The organism is Peribacillus sp. YIM B13481, from assembly GCF_042787985.1.
Classification (GTDB): domain Bacteria; phylum Bacillota; class Bacilli; order Bacillales; family DSM-1321; genus Peribacillus; species Peribacillus simplex_A.
In genome coordinates, this window is record NZ_JBHZPE010000026.1 from 38,387 (window position 1) to 56,794 (window position 18,408).

The window sequence follows — 18,408 nt, forward strand, 5'->3', positions numbered from 1 at the left end:
GTATGTAGAGAAGACAACATAACATATCTTATATACGTCTGTCACTTAATATGGCTAATTAAAAGGAAGTTTACCCTTATACCAATGTGTTTCCAGTCCATTTCATATAGGTTAAAAGGCTTTGATCAACAGGATAAAATGATTTTGCCGAGACCATTTTTCAGCTTTCCGTGGTTTCAAGCTGCAGCCATTGATAGATGGTATCCATATCAATGTTTTCCTCCAAATGGGATGCCAAGAGATTGTACGCTTCCTCCCTACGCTCCGAGTCGCTTTGGACGTTTTCCTTCACTTCTTCCAACCCCTTGTTCCGTCGAATTTGGTTAACTAGTAATCTAGTGAACAGGCGATTATGGAATATCCCATGAAGATATGTTCCCATTACTTTGTTGTCATTGGAAATGGCTCCATCTTCTCTTCCATCCTTCAATAAAAGAAAGGGCCTTACTTGCGACTTCAATGTCGTTCTGCCTAAATGTATTTCGAAACCGATAAGATTCATTCGACCTTCCATTATCCCGGCAGAAAGGACACCTTCCATTTGTACCGTTTTCTTTTCTGCTTGAAATACGGTTTCCACCGGAAGAAGCGAAAGCCCATCTGCGTTCTCACCGTCACCTTCGACCGCGTCAGGATCGAAAAGTTTAGTCCCTAGCATTTGAAAACCGCCGCATATGCCAAATATCATCGTTCCTTGTTTCCGCAGTTCATTGATGGCCCGATCCAACCCCCTACGATTCAACCACTCTAAATCTTCCATCGTGTTTTTTGTACCAGGCAAAATAAGCAGATCGGGATTACCTAACTCATGGACACTGCTTACTAGGCGGACACCTACTCCGGGTTCATCAAAAAAAGGATCCACATCTGTAAAGTTGGAGATCCGCGGAAATCTCAAGACGGCTACATCGATCGGAAACTCAGCCTTTTTAGGTTTTTTAAAACGTAAGGAAGAGAGGGCAAGTGAATCTTCCGCTTCAATATTCACGTCAAGATAGGGCAGCACCCCGAGAACCGGAATCCCGGTTTCCTTTTCCACCCATTCAATGCCATCGTCCAACAGTTCACGCATGCCACGAAATTTATTGATGATGATCCCCTTTACACAATCGCGTTCATCTTTGTCCAATAAGGCAAGTGTCCCGATGATGGAAGCAAATACGCCACCACGGTCAATATCTGCCACTAAAATGACAGCCGCATCCGCGAGTTTGGCCATTCGCATATTCGCAATATCCCGGTCCTTAAGGTTAATTTCAGCTGGACTTCCTGCGCCTTCCAGTACGATGATGTCATATTCATCTTGAAGTTTTTCCACCGATTTACGGATGATGGGCATGGCTTCTTGGACAAAATGATTCCGATAGCTTTTTGCATTCATATCAAGAAAATGCTTTCCGTGCACGATGACTTCCGAAACCATATCCTTCTTCGGCTTCAGTAATATTGGATTCATATCAGTTGTTGCCGTGATTCGTGCTGCCTCCGCCTGTACTCCCTGCGCCCGTCCGATTTCACCGCCATCCAAGGTTACATAAGAATTCAATGCCATGTTTTGTGATTTGAATGGGACGACACGTAATCCTTTATTAGAAAAAACCCTGCAAAATGCCGTGCAAATCAAACTTTTTCCTACATCAGATGACGTCCCTTGTATCATGATGGACCGTGCCTTCATTCCGCTCACCCCCTAAAACTCTAATCCTTTGACAGCTCCGATACCCTCGTCATAATAATGCTTGGTCGCCTCAATGGATGAAACCAAATCCGCCATTTCCATAAGCTCTGGCTTGGCATCCCTACCGGTAATGACAATATGCATATGAGCGGGACGATTACGAATCGCCTCGATGATTTCAGCCAATGGCAAGACATCTTCAATAGGGAATTTGGATATGGCTAACGCATTGTTCAACTCATCCAAAACGAGTAAATCAATGTCAGGATCACTAAGGGCCTGTTTCGCCTTTTCCCAAGCTAACGATAATGCGCTTCGATGCTCATCTGGTGTTTTGGTCCAGGTAAAACCAATACCAAGCTGTTCCATTTCAACGCCTAATTTTTTTAAAGCCAACGCTTCTCCATATGTACGCTCTGGAGATTTTATGAACTGAAGGAATTTGACATTCATTCCTCTGCCGATTGCCCGTAAAGTCACCCCTAATGAGGCAGTCGTCTTCCCTTTCCCATTTCCCGTATAAATAAGCATTAATCCTCTGCGTGCCACTCACTCACCTACCTTCATAACCAAACTGTTTTTTCTATGTATGAAGTCCTTTGAGTAGCAGGAATTGGTTGATCCCCTTTCGGATATCCGACAAAAATGGTGCCGATCACTTTTTTGTTTTCCGGTGAACCGATAAACCCGTGAAGTCGTTCATCCCTGACAAGACCCACTCCTCTAGTACGCCAAACGAATCCAAGACCCAGTTCTTTTGCGGCAAGCCACATCGAATGGACGGCACAACAAGAGGCAAATACATTATCTTCGGATGAATCTGGATCATCAGGCAAAATATCAGAAGTCACGACGATGATAAGCGGTGTCGTCTTAACAACTTCCAGTGAACTGTCTATCAATTTTGGTTTGGTCGGGAAGCGTTCATGTAAATACTTTTCTGCCAATCTTTCATAACGGTGCTTCGCTTCACCCTTGATTACATAAAAGCCCCAAGGTTCACGTAATCGGTCGTTAGGGGCATAGGTAGCCGCTTCCAATAACATCCTGATTTTTTCATCTTCCACTTCTTTATCTTCGTAGTTCCTTATTGCCCTGCGTTCCTTCAATTCCTGAATGATGGACATTCAGACTCATTCCCTTCTATAATGGATTCTGATTCAATCACTCTTTCAAACCATTGGATTTTTTCTCTTAATTGGACGACATCGCCTACTAGGAAGATTGACGGATTTTGAATTTTTTCTTTAATAGCAAGCAAAGGAATCGAACTCAACGTACCGGTGATCGTCCTTTGTTTATCTGTCGTGCCCCATTCAATGACAGCCACTGGCGTTTTACCGTCCCTGCCATGCTCCATCAATTTTTCACATATAAACGGCATATTACCTATCCCCATATAAAAAGCGATGGTATCGATGCCTTGAGCCAATGCCTGCCAATTCAGGTTATCCTGTCCCTTGTAATCACGGCCATGTCCTGTCACAATCGCATAACTTGATGCATGTTCACGGTGGGTAACCGGGATGCCCGCATAAGCCGGGGCCGCGATACCCGCTGTGATTCCCGGGACGATATCATATTCAATTCCGTTAGCAGCCAGTATCTCAGCTTCCTCACCGCCCCGACCGAAGACAAATGGATCTCCGCCCTTTAGTCGGGTGACATTTTTCCCCTGTAAGGCTTTTTCCACAAGAAGTTCATGAATTTCATTTTGAATGAGATGATGTTTCCCTGGTGATTTCCCGCAATACACCAGTTCTGCATTTTCTTTTGCATAGGTTAATAGTTCTGGATTGACAAGCCTGTCATATGCGATGACATCCGCCTTTTGGATACATTCCAGTCCATATACCGTAATCAGTTTCGGATCTCCGGGACCCGCACCGACCAGATGTACTTTTCCCGGTTTCATGCTCGTGCCTCCTCTTAATCTTCAAAAAATACCTTTTACTTGATGATAGTTTCCTGGGTAGATCTGTTTTTTTGTTTTAAGCAAGCATCGATCCAGTTCTTTGCAAGTTTTGGATTGGAAGCAAAATGAAAGTGGGTATACCCGGCAACAAGGTTACCTAATACACACCCTTCTTGTTTCAAACCGAATCTGCCTTTGGCTTCATAAGCATGTGTAAGATCACCATCTGCTTCAAATGTCGAATAGTGGAACTCATGACCTTTTGCCTGCTCAATTTCATTGATCAAAAAGTTGCTTTGTGTTCCTGTAATTTCACGATATCCAAGTGCTGCAAGTTTTTTCTGCATCTTAATCCTGCCTGGTATTATCCCTGCCATCTGGTGCGTTTCTCCGGAAGTTGTTTCAATTGATTTGCTCAAAAACATGAAACCACCACATTCCGCTAGAGTCGGCAACCCCTTTTCAATAGAGCTTCGGATGGATTTAATAGTACCCAAATGACCAGAAAGTTCGTCTGCAAATTCCTCTGGAAAGCCGCCTCCAAGGTATAAACCATCAGCATCCAATGGAACTTCTTCCCCTTTTAATGGAGAAAAATACTTGATGTTTGCCCCATTCGCTTCAAGCAACTCAAGGTTTTCCTGATAATAAAAATTAAAGGCCGCATCTTTTGCGACGGCAATGCACACGCCTTTTTTATTTTGGTGCTGAAATATATTTGAATTCCCACTGGAAACGGCGCTAGTCATGGACAAACGGTACAACTGATCGATATCAATCGTTTCCATGACTAAGTGTGCAAGCTTATCGAAAAACGGGTCAAGTTCCCCGCGCTCAATAGCAGGAATTAAGCCCAAATGACGGCTAGGAATATCAATATCCAATTCCCGCTTCATATATCCCAGCACCGGAACATCGCATTCTTGCTCGATGGCCGCTTTGACAATTTGGTAATGCCCTACACTTCCCACTTGATTGGCAATTACCCCAATGATGTTCGGACCGGTTGAAAAGTCCTGAAACCCTTTTACAATGGCTGCGGCACTTCTCGCCATGCTGGCACAGTTGACTACCAACAAGACAGGGCTTTGGGTGATCATGCTGATTTCAGCCGTCGATCCTGTATTGGCTAAAGGACTTTTGCCATCGAAAAAACCCATGACTCCTTCGATGATCGAGATATCAGCTCCGATACTTGCTTTGTTAAGAATTTCTCGGACGGTATCGTGTTCAAACATCCAACTGTCAAGATTGCGTGAAATTCGTCCTGTAACTGCGGTATGATAGGTTGGATCAATATAGTCAGGACCACATTTGAACCCTTGAACGGTATAGCCTTTCTTCTGGAGGGCTGCCATGATTCCGATGGTCAATGTCGTTTTCCCGACACCGCTTCCGGTACCTGCAATCACCAATCTTCTATCGTTCATTTATATTCCCTCCTTAAAAAGGAATGATCCCAACTGATATGGTTACATTCCCCGATTTTTTCTTAACCAGCTCCAATTGTTCAGCTTTAGTATAAATCCTGACAGCCGGTTCACTCACACCGTATGCACCTGTATATTTAAAAACTGTATCGGATGGCGCTTCGATTTGAGCTTGATTAAGCTCTTCCGGTTCATAATATACAAATTCCCAGCCAAATTTCTTAACTACTTCAATCAAGCCAATTTCGTCTTTCTTTAAGGAAATTGTACAGATCGCTTTAACGCTTTTTAAGGAAAACGATAATTCCTCTAGTGTTTCTGTAATCACATGCTCTATTTCAGCAGCCGATGTTCCCCTATTGCACCCGATACCAAGAACAATTACTTGAGGACGATAAACGATCCCATTTTCCAGGATCCTCTTTTCCGACTGGCTAAGCATGCGGTGAGTGACGACCAGAGCTGCTTGTGGCTTTGCTTGAAGCGCTTCTTCAATTGAAGGGTATATGATTATACGTTCAGGTAATGGCGTTTCATACGACCACCAGTTCCGTTCACCTGACTCCTGTACAACGGCAACATGCTCTTCATTTACAACGGACGCACTTACTGGCGTCAATTTTTCTGCTGAATCCCAAATCCAGCCAAAGCGCTGGCCAAATAAGTCGACAGGAATCGTTTTCTGTACATCCGAAGCCGTAGTGATTATAGCTTTTGCGTCAAGGGCAGCAGCAACTTCCTTAGTCAGTTCATTTGCTCCGCCAAGATGCCCTGACAATACACTTATAACATTTTCCCCTTTGTCATCAATGACAACCACACCTGGATCCGTTTTCTTATCCTTCAAAATGGGAGCAATCATCCTGACGACTGCCCCGAGTGAAATAATTAATATGATTCCTTTATATTCCTTGAATAAAGCTGGTAAAAGCATACGGACGCTTCCCGAAAAAAGCTGGATCTGTTTATGCTCTTCGTCCCCTTTTTCAAACTTGCTCATGTAATATAGATCGGAATTCGAAAAAACGGTATGTAATTTTCGTGCCAGCTCGACACCGTGCTTTGTAATTGCCACGATTGCATAAGTATGAGACTGTTTAATGGGAGCAAGTTCCTCTTCCTTCAATTCAATGATCATGGCTTAACACCTTTTCTGAAACCGTGGGTAAAACTCGCATCATATAGTTTTGAACGGTATTCATCTTTATCATGGATAGTAGGGTCTAACGCCCATCCAGCCAAAATCATTGCATGCTTGCGGATACCATTTTTACGCATATCATCATCTAAATTAACTAACGTGGTACGGACTATTTTTTGGTCCGGCCATGTTGCCCGTTGAATGACTGCGACCGGCGTATCATCCTTCCAACCGGCTTCCTTGAGTTCTTTAACGATTTTTTTAGTCAAGGTCGCACTCAAGAAGAGGGCAATCGTGCAGTGATGACTTGCCAAATCACGTAACTTCTCAAATTCAGGAACAGGAGTACGTCCTTCAGCCCTCGTCAAAATGAGTGTCTGGGTTAAATCCGGGATAGTCAGCTCTGCTCCTATTGCCGCTGCCGAGGCGAATACTGAACTTACGCCAGGAATCACCTCATAACCAATATCCTCTTTCTTCAATAGGACAATTTGTTCCATGATCGCCCCATACATAGCAGGATCCCCTGTATGGATTCTGGCAACCATCTTTCCTTCTTTAACACGATCAACCATAATGCCAACAATTTCTTCCAAATGCATTCCAGCCGTTTTTAGCACCTCAGCATCCGGTTTTGCCTTAGCAATTAATTCCTCATTCACTAATGAATCCGTATATAAAATCACATCAGCAGTTTGGAGAATGTTCAATCCTTTTACAGTAATCAAATCCGGATCTCCTGGGCCAGCACCTACAATATATATCTTCATTTTCTCACCACCATCAATGTTAAGTATTCTAGTTCAAGTCCTTCCAATTCACTCACTTTCCAAATCACTTCTTCATCGGATGTGACTTTTGTTACGACCGAGGCCTTTTCAAGCAAGTTTAAATCTTTTAAAACAGTAATCATTAAATCGATGACTTTTGCCACTTTGATGAACACCACAGCATCATGATCTTCAATCGCCTTCCTCATCGCTTCATAATCATCCCTTGCCGGAACAATCGCCACATGATCATCACCATCCGCCAAAGCGATACCTAACCTTGACGCTGATCCATTAAACGAAGAAATGCCCGGGACTGTCTTAATTTCGACTTCAGGATGTAACTCCTGCATCAATTTCATCATATGTATGAACGTACTATATAAAAGGGGATCACCTTCCGTAACGAAAGCAACATCTTTTCCTTCGTATAATTTTTGCCAAACCTTTTCAACCGTTCCGTTCCATTCCCGATCCAAAATTGCTTGATCTTTCGTCATCGGAAAAACTAGGCCCAGCATTTCCTTCTCTTCAGGACGAATGTAAACTTCAACGATGCGATGGGCGTAGCTTTTACTCCCTTTTCTTTTTTTGGGATATGCAATGACAGGAGACTCCTGAATCACGCGAAATGCCTTTACTGTAATAAGCTCTGGATCGCCCGGGCCCACGCCTAGGCCATATAATGTACCAAGATTACTCATTCATGTCTTCCTTTCGTTGTGCAGTAATGATATAAACCGGATTAAGCGGTACGAATCTGTTCATTCCCAATATCGGCTTACTTCGGGAAATTTGCGCATGCATGATGGAAGTGTGAAAACCAGCTTCCCCAAATGCCTCATTAGCCCGGTAAAGATTCTCGATCGTTGCAGCATTTAGAACGATCCTGCCGCCTTCTTTCAGCCGTTTGCAGCAAGTATTGATTAGATCTACCATTTCGCCGCCGGTCCCGCCAATAAAAATCGCATCAGGGTCTGGAAAAGTTTCCAGGCCTTGCGGAGCTTTTCCATGAATAGCTGTTATATCGGTACGGAATTTTCGTTGGTTTTGATAACAGTTTTCTAAATCAGGCTCATTTTTTTCAATTGCGAAGATTTGACCTTCTGATGCAAGCTTAGCCGCTTCAATTGCCATTGATCCCGTACACGTCCCGACATCCCAAACTATGCTATTTTTTTCGAGTTTCAACGCATGCAGGCTCAATACTCGAATTTCCTTTTTGGTTATGAGTCCTTTATCCGGCTTCCGTTGCAAAAATTCTTCATCATCTATCCCTAAAGACCAGCTTGGACCTTCTGATTTTCTTTTTAAAATGACAACATTCAACGGGGAGAATTCCCGCTCCATCATTTCATCAAGTTCATACCAGCCAGAGTCTTCAGTTTCTCCTTGAAGATTTTCAGCAACGAATGCCCGATATTCTGTCATTCCGTATGAAAGGAGATATTTAGCCAGTTGGTTTGGACTATTTTCGATGTCAGTAAGCAAGGCAACTTTTGCTTTCCCATCAATCCTTTGGGCCAGCCCTTTCATACTGCGGCCATGAATACTAACTAGGAAAGCATCTTGCCAGCTTTCACCCATTTTTGCAAAAGCAAGCTGAATGGAACTGAAATATGGGTAAACTTCCATGTTGATCTTGCTGGAAAGATAGCCTCCCATTCCGTAAAACAATGGGTCACCGGAAGCTAAGACAACAGTTGGACGAGTTTCATCCTGCAGTTGTTCCACCACTTTCTTCAAATCGCCCTTTATGACAATCTTCTGGCCAGAATAGTTCGGAAAGAAGGATAAGACCCGCTCGCCTCCGACCAGCACTTCACTTTCTTCAATCCATTGGGCATATTGCGGCAGTAAGCTTTCCTGACCGTTATCCCCTATCCCGATTAATTTCATCAATTGACTCAATTCCAACAGCCCTTCCCAGTAATTGTCCTTTCAACGAATAAATCGCCGTTTCCATTTCAATGCCACCCTTCACTTGCTTTATGGCAGAGTGACAGCAGGATTCACATAGTTTATTAAAAAAATCAAAATTATTGATCGCCGACATCATATCCCCAACTTGTGATGCTGTGTTTGCATTCTTGATTTCAAGAACAAGATCATCTCCTGCTCCAACGCTATGGGCTATCTCCGATAGAAAACCGAAGTCGACCGGGGCACTCTTTGAATGCACCATCATCACACCTTGGGCAACTTTAGAAAATTTCCCCATCATGCCGACCAGTGATACCTTTTTTATTCCCTGCCTCTTACATTGCTTAAGTGAGAAGCCCACAAAGTCACCCATTTCAATAAAGGCTTCCTCCGGTAAATCCTGAAGAAGGCCCATTGCATACTTTTCACTTCGCCCGCCAGTCGTTAAGACAAGATGCTCACAACCACTCGCTTTGGCGACACTTATAGCCTGGACGATACTTGCCATGTAGGCCGAACTGGAAAAAGGGACGACGGTGCCCCTTGTTCCCAAAATGGAAATACCCCCCACAATCCCCAAGCGGCCATTTAATGTTTTTTTTGCTATTTCTTCACCTGCGGGCACGGAGATGACGACTTTCACTCCTCTATTGATCTTAAATTCTTCCAATGTTTGTTGCACAGTGGTTAAAATCATTTTGCGCGGTACAGGATTAATGGCCGCTTCCCCTACAGGAACGGGAAGCCCGGGTTTGGTCACACGACCAACTCCTGTCCCTCCATCCAAGATAATCCCAGGTGCATCGGACCAGCTGACAGTAGAGATAATATGGGCCAGATGTGTGGCATCAGGATCATCTCCGGCATCTTTAACCGTTTCTGCACTAACCGCATTTTCCGATATTTCATATTTCTCAATAGTGAAAGTGGCATCTCGGCCAATTGGCAAGGAAATCGTTGCTTCCTCCAGCGCATCCCCCGTGATCAAGGCGGTCAATGCCGCTTTGGTCACGGCTGTCGAACATGCTCCCGTCGTATATCCATGACGCATTTGTGAGGGGTCTTTTTTCACTTTCTTTTCCATTTTTTAACTATCAGCTAAAAGGGAAATCGCGTTCAATGCGGCAACAGTGACAGTACTTCCACCTTTTCGGCCAATATTCGTAATGAATGGAACTTCTGTGATCTTAGCCAGTTCCTCTTTAGATTCCGCTGCAGAAACAAACCCAACAGGCATTCCAATGATTAAGTCCGGTTTTGCAATCCCTTCTTTAATAAGGCGAATGAGCTCAAGTAATGCTGTAGGTGCATTGCCAATGGCATAAATGCCCCCTTCATTTTCCTTTACGGCTTTTTGCATCGAAATGATCGCTCTAGTCGTATTCAAACGTTTTGCTTCGACCATCACATCTGGATCTGAAATATAGCAATGCACGTCCCCGCCATGTTTTTGAAATCTTTTTTTGCCTGTTCCGCTCTCGATCATTTGCACATCCGCAATGACATGCCTGCCTTTGCGAATGGCTTCCACACCAGCTTGAATAGCATTTGGATGGATGATGACACTTCTTCCCAATTCAAAGTCCGCTGAAGCATGAATGACCCGGCGGACGATCTTCCATTCATCTTCGGAAAAATCATGATTCCCCATTTCTTCAGCTATCATTGCAAAGCTATAATCATATATTTTGTCTGGATCTACCGTCAGTGGTTTAAAATCCGTTTTAAAGTCCATCTTGCATTCCTCCTATTTTTGATTTAGCTGTTTATTCAATTCAGAAATGACATGATCAAAACTTGAATGGACATTTTGATAGTCCACATCCGGTCGCGATATCATAATCGTCTCTATTCCACATTCCAAGGCGGCTTCCAATTTCTCATCAACCGCACCAACTTTGCCACTTTCTTTCGTTATCATCAATGTGACGCCATACTGTTCATATAGAGCTTTATTTAATTCCTTGGAAAATGGACCTTGAATCGCAACGATATTTTTTTGTTCAATGCCTAGCTCCACACATTTTTCCATATTGTCCATGCGTGGCAGCATTCTTGCTATGACTCTGGTATTCTCGAGTCCGACCAATTCTTTTGCGAATACAGCTAGGGTTTTACTTCCGGTCGTAAGCATGATGATTCCCCGTTTTGCCGCTGCAAGCTTGGCAGCTTCCTCATAATCACGGACAACTATCAATTTGTCATTCTTAAACCGTTGACTTTCACGCTCATAACGAATATATGGAACATTTGCTGCCTTTGCTCCGTTAAGGGCGTTTTTGGATGCTTCTTCCGCAAATGGGTGACTTGCATCAACTACAGCCTGAAAACCTTTTTCAGAGATTAAAGATGTCATATCCTCTGCAGTTAATCGGCCAATACGGGTGGATATCCCTTCATCTTGCAAACTCTTCGCCGCCGACCCGGTTACAACAGTTGCCAAAACCTCGAATCCCACCTGCTTCATCTCAATCGCTAATTCCCTTGCATCACTTGTACCCGCCAAGAACAAAATCATTTTGATGTCCCCACTGCTTGCTCATCGTGGTCGTGGTCGTGATCATGGTCGTGGTCGTGGTCGTGGTCGTGGTCGTGATGATGATGGTGGGCATGTCCATGTTCTTCGACATGTTTACGATAGTTTTCCAAATCTCGGACCCCACTTGATCTGCCTTCGCTAGCTTCAATTACACGTTCTTGCAAAATGTTCTGTAAGGTTGGATGATACCCAAAATACTTCGCCAAAATAAATTCTCGATCACGATATTGCTCTTGATAGCCTTTCAGCATATCTTCCATTCTTTCCATTAGCACACCCGTGAAAAGGAAATATGGCAGCATCACTATTTTTTTTGCCCCTAAGCGGATGCATCGATCAATGCCTTCATCCACGTGCGGTTCCGTTACACCCATGAAGGCACTTTCGACCCATTTCACGTTTAATTTTTCCCATAATAATCGTGAAATTTTATATATATCACTATTTGCATCAGCGTCACTGCCACCTCGGCCGATTAGCAAAATTGCTGTCTCAGGCTGTTTTGAGGATGTATCGAAACCAACTTCCTCAAGACGATCTGTCAGGATCGTCAATACATCATGGTGGACCCCGATCGTTTGACCATATGTGAATTTCACTTCTGGATACTTGGTTTTCCCATCCTCTATTTCAGCCGGGATATGTAATTTCGAATGTCCTGCATGCAACAAAATGATTGGTATGACGATAACTTCCGTAGCCCCTCGTTTTACACAATTATCAATGCCTTTAGATATATTCGGTGCCGCAAACTCCAAGAAGCACGTTTCTACCAAAAAGCCGTCATCCATTGCCGGAATCATATTTTTAATAAAATGAAGGACTTCTTCGTTTCCTGAAGCCAAGCGGCTTCCATGTCCTACGAACAAAACTGCTTTCATTTACTTTCCCCCTCTTGATTAGTCTTCACAAGGCGCAGGCTCTATGTTTATTTTGGGAGCAATGTCCTGATAAGAAAAACTCTGTATCTTTTTTGCACGTTTGAAGTATTTAAAAAGCCGCTCATTTGGATGGGCATTTTGCGTATACTCCCCGACAATGTCCGTAATCAGTTCAACAAGCTGTTCCGGTTCAATGCCTTCAGCAACCAGCTGACCTGGATGGGCTGTTCTTCCAACCGGTTTAGCTCCAAGAAATAAGTCGAACTTCCCTTTTCGGAAGACAATCCCGATATCATCCATCACAGCACTATAACAAGCCATTCCACACCCATTAAAACCGATGTTCAGTTCCTTAGGCATTTTCATTCCGCCGAGCACCCGGTGTATTTCATCCGCAAAAGGAATGGATTCCGCTTTTTCCCCATCACAGAAATCACAGGCTTTTAATGTCAGTACATCTCCAATCGGCGATAACAGAAAGTTTGCTGATTGCAATTTCCCCGTAATGACTTCCGGATCCGTTGTCGGAATCTTTAATACGATCTTATGGTTTGGCGTGTATTCCATCGATCCCTTTTCCCCAACAACTTCCGCAAGTGTCATCATTTGTTTGGGAGTGAATTGTTTATTCGCCACACCTGGACTGACCGCAAGTTCGAATACCGACTCCATTTTTTGCTGAACAAACGGCTTAATGGGTTGCTGAACGGTTTGGCCCTTAACTATAGACAGGGCTTCCATCGCCATTTCAAAAGATGTCGCCTTCTTTTCTGGTGCTTTTGTAAGTAATCCAACCCCTCCATCAGGCTCAGCGTAGGCTTCTTGCATGGAATCGGCTTCTTGATCTAATGCCCACGGTTCTGCTTCTTTTTGCAGACGCTGATGCGGCTTCAATGTTTGCTTTTCCGAATTCAATGTATATTTCCTCTGATAACCTCTTGGTGTGATGATTTTGTCATCATATAAAAAGGTAGATGAATTACCAATAATGACGGTGGTCAACATTCCAATATCGTGATTCAACATATCTTTCAAATTGGTTATGACAATATCCTGCCGATCGCGATAAGCACTTTTCACCAACCCGACAGGTGTATCCGGTGAACGGTAGCGAAGGAGAATTTTTTGTGTTTCTACAATTTGCCTAGTCCGCCTTCCGCTACGCGGGTTATAAAGTGCAATGACAAAGTCAGCCATTGCAGCAGCTTCCACCCTTTTAGCGATAAGTTCCCAAGGCGTTAAATGATCACTGAGGCTGATGGTACACGAATCGTGCATGACAGGTGCCCCAAGTAAAGACGCACATGAGTTGATTGCAGAAATACCAGGGATGACTTCAATGCCCACTCCAGTATCTTCTTTCCACCCTTTTTCAATCAATACTTCATAAACCAGCCCTGCCATCCCGTAAACTCCGGCATCACCACTGGAAATTACAGCCACTTTCTTTCCCAGCTCCGCTTGTTTCACTGCTTCCTGAGCACGTGATACTTCTTCAGTCATTCCCGTACTAATAATCGTTTGATCTGTAAGCAGTCCCTGAATGAGTTCAACATAAGTTTTATAACCAATGATGTAGTCACTTTCTTGAAGGGCTTCGACAGCACGTTTGGTAATGTGTTCAAAATTCCCTGGCCCAAAGCCCACGACGAATAATTTACCGTTAGTACTCATTAAGACATCTCCTTTTACGATTTGTTCTTTGAAATACCCGTATGAGCAGGAAAATCTGGATTAGGGATCATTTCCCCATCACTGAATTGGTAGATCATCTGTGGCACAAACTCTCCATCATCGATATTACTTACAATCTTCCGACCGTAATCTGGGGTATCCACCCGATACCATCTCCCTTGGGGATACTCAATTACAACGCAGGCGTCCTTACATCTTCCGTTACAGCGTGTCCTGGTTGTATGAACTTTCATATCCAGTCCCTTTGAAGTAATTTCATCGCGAATCGCTTGGGTTACTTCTTCCCCGCCTTTTTTCATGCAACTGCTTCCATTGCAAATCAACAGATGCGTATTAGTACCCTGCAAGTTCCAAGTAGTCATCTTCTTCCTCCTGAGTTCAGGGAAAAGGCAAAATAAAAAACCTTAACATAAGAGTTAAGGTTTTAAAAAAACTATATGAATGAGGAGCCTTCGGCAAATATGCTGAATCTCCCAAAATCGTCATAGTCCTTCTACCTTTCCCTCCGAAAAGTATCATACAATTTCAAAAGCAGGTTTCCTGGCTTACGCTTCATTTTACTTTGTCCCTTCCCGGCATTAAGCCAGTGGTCATCGACAATTTCATCAGCGTTTACAGTAGCGGGGGCTGCATCGGATTTTCACCGTTTTCCCTATTATCCCTTGATAATTCACACAAGAGCACTTTTAAAATGAAATATTTGGTTTTATTATACATTTCTAGCTAACTTTATCTATCATATAACAACTTTAGCAAAATTCAAAGTTTATTCCGACTGTTTAGAAAAGTTTAATAGGGTAAATCCAGCTCCATGCCTCGCTTCTCTGCGTTATTAGTCTTTTTAAAAAAAAGAGAGTGTAGCTGGAATTATTTCTTTATGATAAACTATACGAGATTTTTCAAAATAATTACATAAGTTTTATGGTGTTGAATTTTCTCGGAAATTCAGCTTAAAAGGGAAGCCGGTGAAAATCCGGAGCGGTCCCGCCACTGTAAAGGGAAGTCCTATTGCCTTAAGGTTAATCCACTGTCAAATGAGATGGGAAGGATGTAATGGGATGATGAACCAAAGCCAGGAGACCTGCCATGAAGCGTGAAACTGTTTCAGCCTACGAGGATGGGTGTGCGGATCAGGCAGAATAGCCCGTGGTTGGTTTATGCTGAGGAATTCCTGTTCATTACGCACTTCTTTCTTTTTTAGAGAAGTGCTTTTTATGTTGGGCGCCGCTTTTCTTCTAAAAGCCTTGATCAGAAAAAATTAAAAGTGTTGAAAGGAGAAAGAATGAAAAAAGACAATTGGAAAATTCTTTATTTTGTCATTTTATTGCTTCTTGTACCAAAACGTGCTATGGCCATGCATATTATGGAGGGATTTTTACCGATTGAATGGGCCATATTCTGGTGGGCCATTATCCTTCCATTTTTAATCTTGGGTTACCGGTCGATTAGGTCCAAAGTAAAGGAAAACCCAGAAACAAAAATGATACTCGGCCTATCGGGAGCATTTGTATTCATATTATCGGCCCTGAAGATTCCTTCCGTTACGGGAAGTTCTTCACACCCTACAGGAGTTGGTTTGGGTTCCATATTATTCGGACCATTGGCCATGAGTGTCGTGGGTTCCATCGTACTGTTATTTCAAGCTGTATTACTGGCTCACGGAGGGTTGACGACATTAGGGGCCAATGCATTTTCCATGGCAGTATGCGGACCGTTCATTTCTTACTTTGTCTTCAAGGGCGCGACTAAATTGGGGTGGTCTTTTTCTCTTGCCGTTTTCTTGGCAGCTGCTTTTGGAGATTTAGGAACCTATGTGGTAACTTCCGTTCAACTTGCTCTTGCTTTTCCATCCGAGGTAGGGGGATTCATGGCCTCATTCACTAAGTTTGCAGGGATTTTTGCCCTGACCCAAATTCCCTTGGCAATCAGCGAGGGATTATTGACAGTCGTTGTGATGAATTTCTTAAAAAAATACAATCTAGGCGAATTGAAATTGCTGCGAGTTTTATCTAAGGAGGCCCGTTAATATGAAAAAAAGTTTACTGCTGCTTTTCCTGGTCGTCATTCTTGCTACCATACCGTTAATCACCCAACAAGGAACGGAATTTGGCGGTGCCGACGGCGAAGCTGAAGAAGCCATCACAAATATCCATCCGGAATATAAGCCATGGTTCAACAGTATTTGGGAGCCACCAGGTGCAGAAACAGAAAGCTTATTATTTGCGCTGCAAGCTGCAATCGGAGCTGGTTTCATTGGATATTTCATTGGCGTAATGAGACAAAGGAATAAGCAAGCCAAACAAGCCATGCCCGAAGAATCCAAGCATGTTACTCATTGATAAATATGCCTATTTCAATGGGCTAAAGGATGAACATCCGTTGGAAAAAATGATTTTTGCACTCTCCCTTTTGCTTTTTTCCTTAACTGTAAGGGATATGGCCGTTTCGCTCATCACTTTTACGGTGATGAGTGCTTTAATCATTTTTGCGGCAAGAATCCCACTTTCTTATTATCTGAAATTACTCTTACTACCGGGGTTCTTTATATTATCAGGTACAATTACCATCCTTTTTTCTTTTACAAGCAAACCCACTTCAATATCCAATATATGGTGGTCCTGGAAAGCCGGAAACTGGCAAATATTCATCAGCGATGACAGCATTGGTACAGTGATCAATTTGATCACTGTCGTATTTGGCAGTATAAGTTGTTTATATTTCTTAACCTTAACAACACCCATTACCGTCATTCTATCCGTGCTGCGGAAACTTAAATTGCCGTCTTTATTGATCGATTTAATAGAATTGACCTATCGCTTCATCTTTATTTTTTTAGATACAGCTTTGGCCATTCACCTATCACAAGCTTCACGACTTGGATATGGCTCGATAAGGCAAGGCATTCGCTCTCTCGGGTTACTAATCTCATCATTATTTTTGGGAGTATTCCAGCGCTCTGCGCAATTGACGATGGCCATGAATGCAAGAGGATATCAGGAAAACCTATCATTTATCGATGATACTTACACCTATTCCTCGCGCAATTGGCTGATCGCCATTATCATACTAGGAAGCTTAATCTTTATTTATGGATATATGTAAATTGGAGGCAATTCAAAAATGGAAGAGCATATTTTTAATATAGAGGGCCTCACCCATCAATTCGCAGATGGAACGTTCGCTATAAAAGATCTTTCACTAACGGTTCAACAAGGTAAAAAGATTGCATTATTAGGCAATAATGGAGCTGGCAAATCGACTCTGTTCCTCCATTTAAACGGTCTTTTACAACCAACATCAGGAACTATCAGATATAAGGGGAAGAAAATTAAATATGACCGTAAAGCATTATTATCATTAAGAAAACAAGTCGGGATCGTTTTTCAAGATCCCGATTCTCAGCTTTTTTCCGCTAATGTGCAACAGGATATTTCGTTTGGACCGATGAATCTAGGATGGGAAAGAAACGTAGTCCACGAGAAAGTACAATGGGCGATGGCTCAAACGGAAGTAACGGAATTGAAGGACAGACCCACCCATTTTTTGAGCTTAGGGCAAAAAAAACGTGTCGCCATTGCAGGGGTACTAGCCATGGAACCCGATGTTTGGCTCTTGGACGAGCCTACCGCTGGATTGGATCCTTATTTCTCCCGACAGATCATGTCTCTGCTGGACAGTATTCACCATCCTGACAAAACGATAATTCTATCAACTCATGATGTTAATTTGGCCTATCAATGGGCTGATGAAGTCGTTGTCATGAACGATGGTAAGGTCATATACCAAGGGGACCCTGTATCCGTTTTTCATGATGAAGCCGTTCTGATGAGGGCACACCTGGAGAAGCCGTGGGTTTTTGAAATGTTTCAAGCCCTTCTTCAATCAAGGATACCCGCAGAAAAGGACCTTGTCCCAAGAACGAAGGAAGAGTTACTTCGAAAAATGGAGAGAGAAAGAATTTATTAATTAGATATCCCCTAGCTTAAAAAGCTAGGGGTTTAAATCGATATTCACTTAAAATATCAGTCGATAATTCTTGTTCCTAAAAAAATAAAAATCACTTCATTTCCTTTCTTCCTCAGATCCTTCTTTTTTAATCTCAATATCCTTTCCATTTACATCATCAATGACTGCTTTTATCTCTCCTTCCGCATAAGTATCCGAGACTTGTTCGTGGGTTGTAGCCAATCCCGAAGATACAGCATCTTCCCGTTTATAATCACTGACGTCATATATTCTTCCAGCAATTTCTGAAGATTCATTTTTTGATTGCTTGCTATCCATAGTTTTCCACTCCTAATTTTCAAATTGTCCAACCATCGATTGACAGCAGTACTAAAGACAAAGGTATTTTGTGTAAAAAACAAAACAATATTCAATCATGATAGAAAAAAGACGAAAAAGCCTTCTTTTCAATCAATTGATCATACAAAAAA

The 18,408-nt window shown here is 42.8% G+C and carries 20 protein-coding genes and 2 riboswitches; of the genes, 4 read left to right on the forward strand and 16 right to left on the reverse strand.

Annotated features, from left to right (window positions below):
• Positions 1 to 160: 160 nt before the first annotated feature.
• From ACFX4X_RS15420 to ACFX4X_RS15490, 15 genes are read right to left on the reverse strand one after another with little or no spacing between them, the layout of a single operon-like run.
• Positions 161 to 1,678, reverse strand: a complete 1,518-nt coding sequence (locus ACFX4X_RS15420; RefSeq protein WP_377384613.1) for a cobyric acid synthase — start codon at positions 1,676 to 1,678, stop codon at positions 161 to 163.
• Positions 1,679 to 1,690: 12 nt separating this feature from the next.
• A complete protein-coding gene (locus ACFX4X_RS15425; protein WP_125162129.1) occupies positions 1,691 to 2,227 on the reverse strand; it encodes a cob(I)yrinic acid a,c-diamide adenosyltransferase in 537 nt (178 codons plus the stop codon).
• 14 nt (positions 2,228 to 2,241) lie between these two features.
• A complete protein-coding gene (locus tag ACFX4X_RS15430) occupies positions 2,242 to 2,805 on the reverse strand; it encodes a nitroreductase family protein (RefSeq protein WP_061462950.1) in 564 nt (187 codons plus the stop codon).
• Positions 2,784 to 3,593, reverse strand: a complete 810-nt coding sequence (gene cobA / locus ACFX4X_RS15435; protein WP_284470938.1) for a uroporphyrinogen-III C-methyltransferase — start codon at positions 3,591 to 3,593, stop codon at positions 2,784 to 2,786. Before cobA ends, ACFX4X_RS15430 begins: the two co-directional genes overlap by 22 nt.
• Before the next feature lie 35 nt (positions 3,594 to 3,628).
• Positions 3,629 to 5,023, reverse strand: coding sequence for a cobyrinic acid a,c-diamide synthase CobB (locus tag ACFX4X_RS15440; RefSeq protein ID WP_377384616.1), 1,395 nt, complete (start codon positions 5,021 to 5,023; stop codon positions 3,629 to 3,631).
• Positions 5,024 to 5,036: 13 nt separating this feature from the next.
• Positions 5,037 to 6,161, reverse strand: a complete 1,125-nt coding sequence (locus ACFX4X_RS15445) for a cobalt-precorrin 5A hydrolase (RefSeq protein WP_125162126.1) — start codon at positions 6,159 to 6,161, stop codon at positions 5,037 to 5,039.
• Positions 6,158 to 6,934, reverse strand: a complete 777-nt coding sequence (gene cobM, locus ACFX4X_RS15450; protein ID WP_089363086.1) for a precorrin-4 C(11)-methyltransferase — start codon at positions 6,932 to 6,934, stop codon at positions 6,158 to 6,160. The genes ACFX4X_RS15445 and cobM overlap by 4 nt, the downstream gene beginning before the upstream one ends.
• Complete coding sequence (cobI, locus tag ACFX4X_RS15455; protein ID WP_284470942.1) at positions 6,931 to 7,638, reverse strand: precorrin-2 C(20)-methyltransferase; 708 nt, start codon at positions 7,636 to 7,638, stop codon at positions 6,931 to 6,933. Before cobI ends, cobM begins: the two co-directional genes overlap by 4 nt.
• Positions 7,631 to 8,833 (reverse strand): precorrin-6y C5,15-methyltransferase (decarboxylating) subunit CbiE, encoded by a 1,203-nt coding sequence (gene cbiE / locus ACFX4X_RS15460; protein WP_375166299.1) that lies wholly within the window; start codon positions 8,831 to 8,833, stop codon positions 7,631 to 7,633. The genes cobI and cbiE overlap by 8 nt, the downstream gene beginning before the upstream one ends.
• Positions 8,808 to 9,941 (reverse strand): cobalt-precorrin-5B (C(1))-methyltransferase, encoded by a 1,134-nt coding sequence (locus ACFX4X_RS15465; protein WP_377384618.1) that lies wholly within the window; start codon positions 9,939 to 9,941, stop codon positions 8,808 to 8,810. Before ACFX4X_RS15465 ends, cbiE begins: the two co-directional genes overlap by 26 nt.
• Before the next feature lie 3 nt (positions 9,942 to 9,944).
• On the reverse strand, positions 9,945 to 10,592 hold the full coding sequence (locus ACFX4X_RS15470; protein ID WP_089363089.1) for a precorrin-8X methylmutase: 648 nt from the start codon (positions 10,590 to 10,592) through the stop codon (positions 9,945 to 9,947).
• Between the two features lie 12 nt (positions 10,593 to 10,604).
• Positions 10,605 to 11,375, reverse strand: a complete 771-nt coding sequence (gene cobK / locus ACFX4X_RS15475) for a precorrin-6A reductase (RefSeq protein ID WP_377384620.1) — start codon at positions 11,373 to 11,375, stop codon at positions 10,605 to 10,607.
• Positions 11,372 to 12,277 (reverse strand): sirohydrochlorin chelatase, encoded by a 906-nt coding sequence (locus ACFX4X_RS15480; RefSeq protein WP_377384622.1) that lies wholly within the window; start codon positions 12,275 to 12,277, stop codon positions 11,372 to 11,374. Before ACFX4X_RS15480 ends, cobK begins: the two co-directional genes overlap by 4 nt.
• A gap of 18 nt (positions 12,278 to 12,295) precedes the next feature.
• Positions 12,296 to 13,951, reverse strand: a complete 1,656-nt coding sequence (gene cobJ / locus ACFX4X_RS15485; protein WP_377384624.1) for a precorrin-3B C(17)-methyltransferase — start codon at positions 13,949 to 13,951, stop codon at positions 12,296 to 12,298.
• 14 nt (positions 13,952 to 13,965) lie between these two features.
• The gene (locus ACFX4X_RS15490) at positions 13,966 to 14,334 is read right to left on the reverse strand and encodes a (2Fe-2S) ferredoxin domain-containing protein (RefSeq protein ID WP_377384626.1); all 369 of its coding nucleotides are present in this window, start codon (positions 14,332 to 14,334) and stop codon (positions 13,966 to 13,968) included.
• Between the two features lie 151 nt (positions 14,335 to 14,485).
• Positions 14,486 to 14,675, reverse strand: a riboswitch (cobalamin riboswitch).
• A 202-nt stretch (positions 14,676 to 14,877) separates the two neighbouring features.
• Positions 14,878 to 15,075: riboswitch (cobalamin riboswitch) on the forward strand.
• 179 nt (positions 15,076 to 15,254) lie between these two features.
• Between ACFX4X_RS15490 and ACFX4X_RS15495 the strand changes: the two genes are divergently transcribed.
• Genes ACFX4X_RS15495 through ACFX4X_RS15510 form a run of 4 tightly spaced genes read left to right on the forward strand, consistent with a single transcriptional unit; the run spans position 15,255 to position 17,938 of the window.
• A complete protein-coding gene (locus tag ACFX4X_RS15495) occupies positions 15,255 to 15,998 on the forward strand; it encodes an energy-coupling factor ABC transporter permease (RefSeq protein ID WP_061462939.1) in 744 nt (247 codons plus the stop codon).
• Between the two features lies 1 nt (position 15,999).
• Positions 16,000 to 16,311, forward strand: coding sequence for an energy-coupling factor ABC transporter substrate-binding protein (locus ACFX4X_RS15500; protein ID WP_089363094.1), 312 nt, complete (start codon positions 16,000 to 16,002; stop codon positions 16,309 to 16,311).
• Between the two features lie 40 nt (positions 16,312 to 16,351).
• Entirely contained in the window at positions 16,352 to 17,074 is a 723-nt protein-coding gene (cbiQ, locus tag ACFX4X_RS15505) for a cobalt ECF transporter T component CbiQ (protein ID WP_284470949.1), read from the forward strand.
• Positions 17,075 to 17,092: 18 nt separating this feature from the next.
• Positions 17,093 to 17,938 (forward strand): energy-coupling factor ABC transporter ATP-binding protein, encoded by an 846-nt coding sequence (locus tag ACFX4X_RS15510; protein WP_284470950.1) that lies wholly within the window; start codon positions 17,093 to 17,095, stop codon positions 17,936 to 17,938.
• A 96-nt stretch (positions 17,939 to 18,034) separates the two neighbouring features.
• Here the strand turns inward: ACFX4X_RS15510 and ACFX4X_RS15515 are convergent, their stop codons facing one another.
• Positions 18,035 to 18,256, reverse strand: coding sequence for a YozQ family protein (locus ACFX4X_RS15515; protein ID WP_284470951.1), 222 nt, complete (start codon positions 18,254 to 18,256; stop codon positions 18,035 to 18,037).
• Between the last annotated feature and the right edge of the window lie 152 nt (positions 18,257 to 18,408).

Coding starts and splice junctions, on each gene's coding strand:
- ACFX4X_RS15420 (WP_377384613.1), bottom strand. CDS start 1,678: ATGAAGGCACGGTCCATCATGATACAAGGGACGTCATCTGATGTAGGA.
- ACFX4X_RS15430 (WP_061462950.1), bottom strand. CDS start 2,805: ATGTCCATCATTCAGGAATTGAAGGAACGCAGGGCAATAAGGAACTAC.
- cobA (WP_284470938.1), bottom strand. CDS start 3,593: ATGAAACCGGGAAAAGTACATCTGGTCGGTGCGGGTCCCGGAGATCCG.
- ACFX4X_RS15440 (WP_377384616.1), bottom strand. CDS start 5,023: ATGAACGATAGAAGATTGGTGATTGCAGGTACCGGAAGCGGTGTCGGG.
- ACFX4X_RS15445 (WP_125162126.1), bottom strand. CDS start 6,161: ATGATCATTGAATTGAAGGAAGAGGAACTTGCTCCCATTAAACAGTCT.
- cobM (WP_089363086.1), bottom strand. CDS start 6,934: ATGAAGATATATATTGTAGGTGCTGGCCCAGGAGATCCGGATTTGATT.
- cobI (WP_284470942.1), bottom strand. CDS start 7,638: ATGAGTAATCTTGGTACATTATATGGCCTAGGCGTGGGCCCGGGCGAT.
- cbiE (WP_375166299.1), bottom strand. CDS start 8,833: ATGAAATTAATCGGGATAGGGGATAACGGTCAGGAAAGCTTACTGCCG.
- ACFX4X_RS15465 (WP_377384618.1), bottom strand. CDS start 9,941: ATGGAAAAGAAAGTGAAAAAAGACCCCTCACAAATGCGTCATGGATAT.
- ACFX4X_RS15470 (WP_089363089.1), bottom strand. CDS start 10,592: ATGGACTTTAAAACGGATTTTAAACCACTGACGGTAGATCCAGACAAA.
- cobK (WP_377384620.1), bottom strand. CDS start 11,375: ATGATTTTGTTCTTGGCGGGTACAAGTGATGCAAGGGAATTAGCGATT.
- ACFX4X_RS15480 (WP_377384622.1), bottom strand. CDS start 12,277: ATGAAAGCAGTTTTGTTCGTAGGACATGGAAGCCGCTTGGCTTCAGGA.
- cobJ (WP_377384624.1), bottom strand. CDS start 13,951: ATGAGTACTAACGGTAAATTATTCGTCGTGGGCTTTGGGCCAGGGAAT.
- ACFX4X_RS15490 (WP_377384626.1), bottom strand. CDS start 14,334: ATGACTACTTGGAACTTGCAGGGTACTAATACGCATCTGTTGATTTGC.
- ACFX4X_RS15495 (WP_061462939.1), top strand. CDS start 15,255: ATGAAAAAAGACAATTGGAAAATTCTTTATTTTGTCATTTTATTGCTT.
- ACFX4X_RS15500 (WP_089363094.1), top strand. CDS start 16,000: ATGAAAAAAAGTTTACTGCTGCTTTTCCTGGTCGTCATTCTTGCTACC.
- ACFX4X_RS15510 (WP_284470950.1), top strand. CDS start 17,093: ATGGAAGAGCATATTTTTAATATAGAGGGCCTCACCCATCAATTCGCA.
- ACFX4X_RS15515 (WP_284470951.1), bottom strand. CDS start 18,256: ATGGATAGCAAGCAATCAAAAAATGAATCTTCAGAAATTGCTGGAAGA.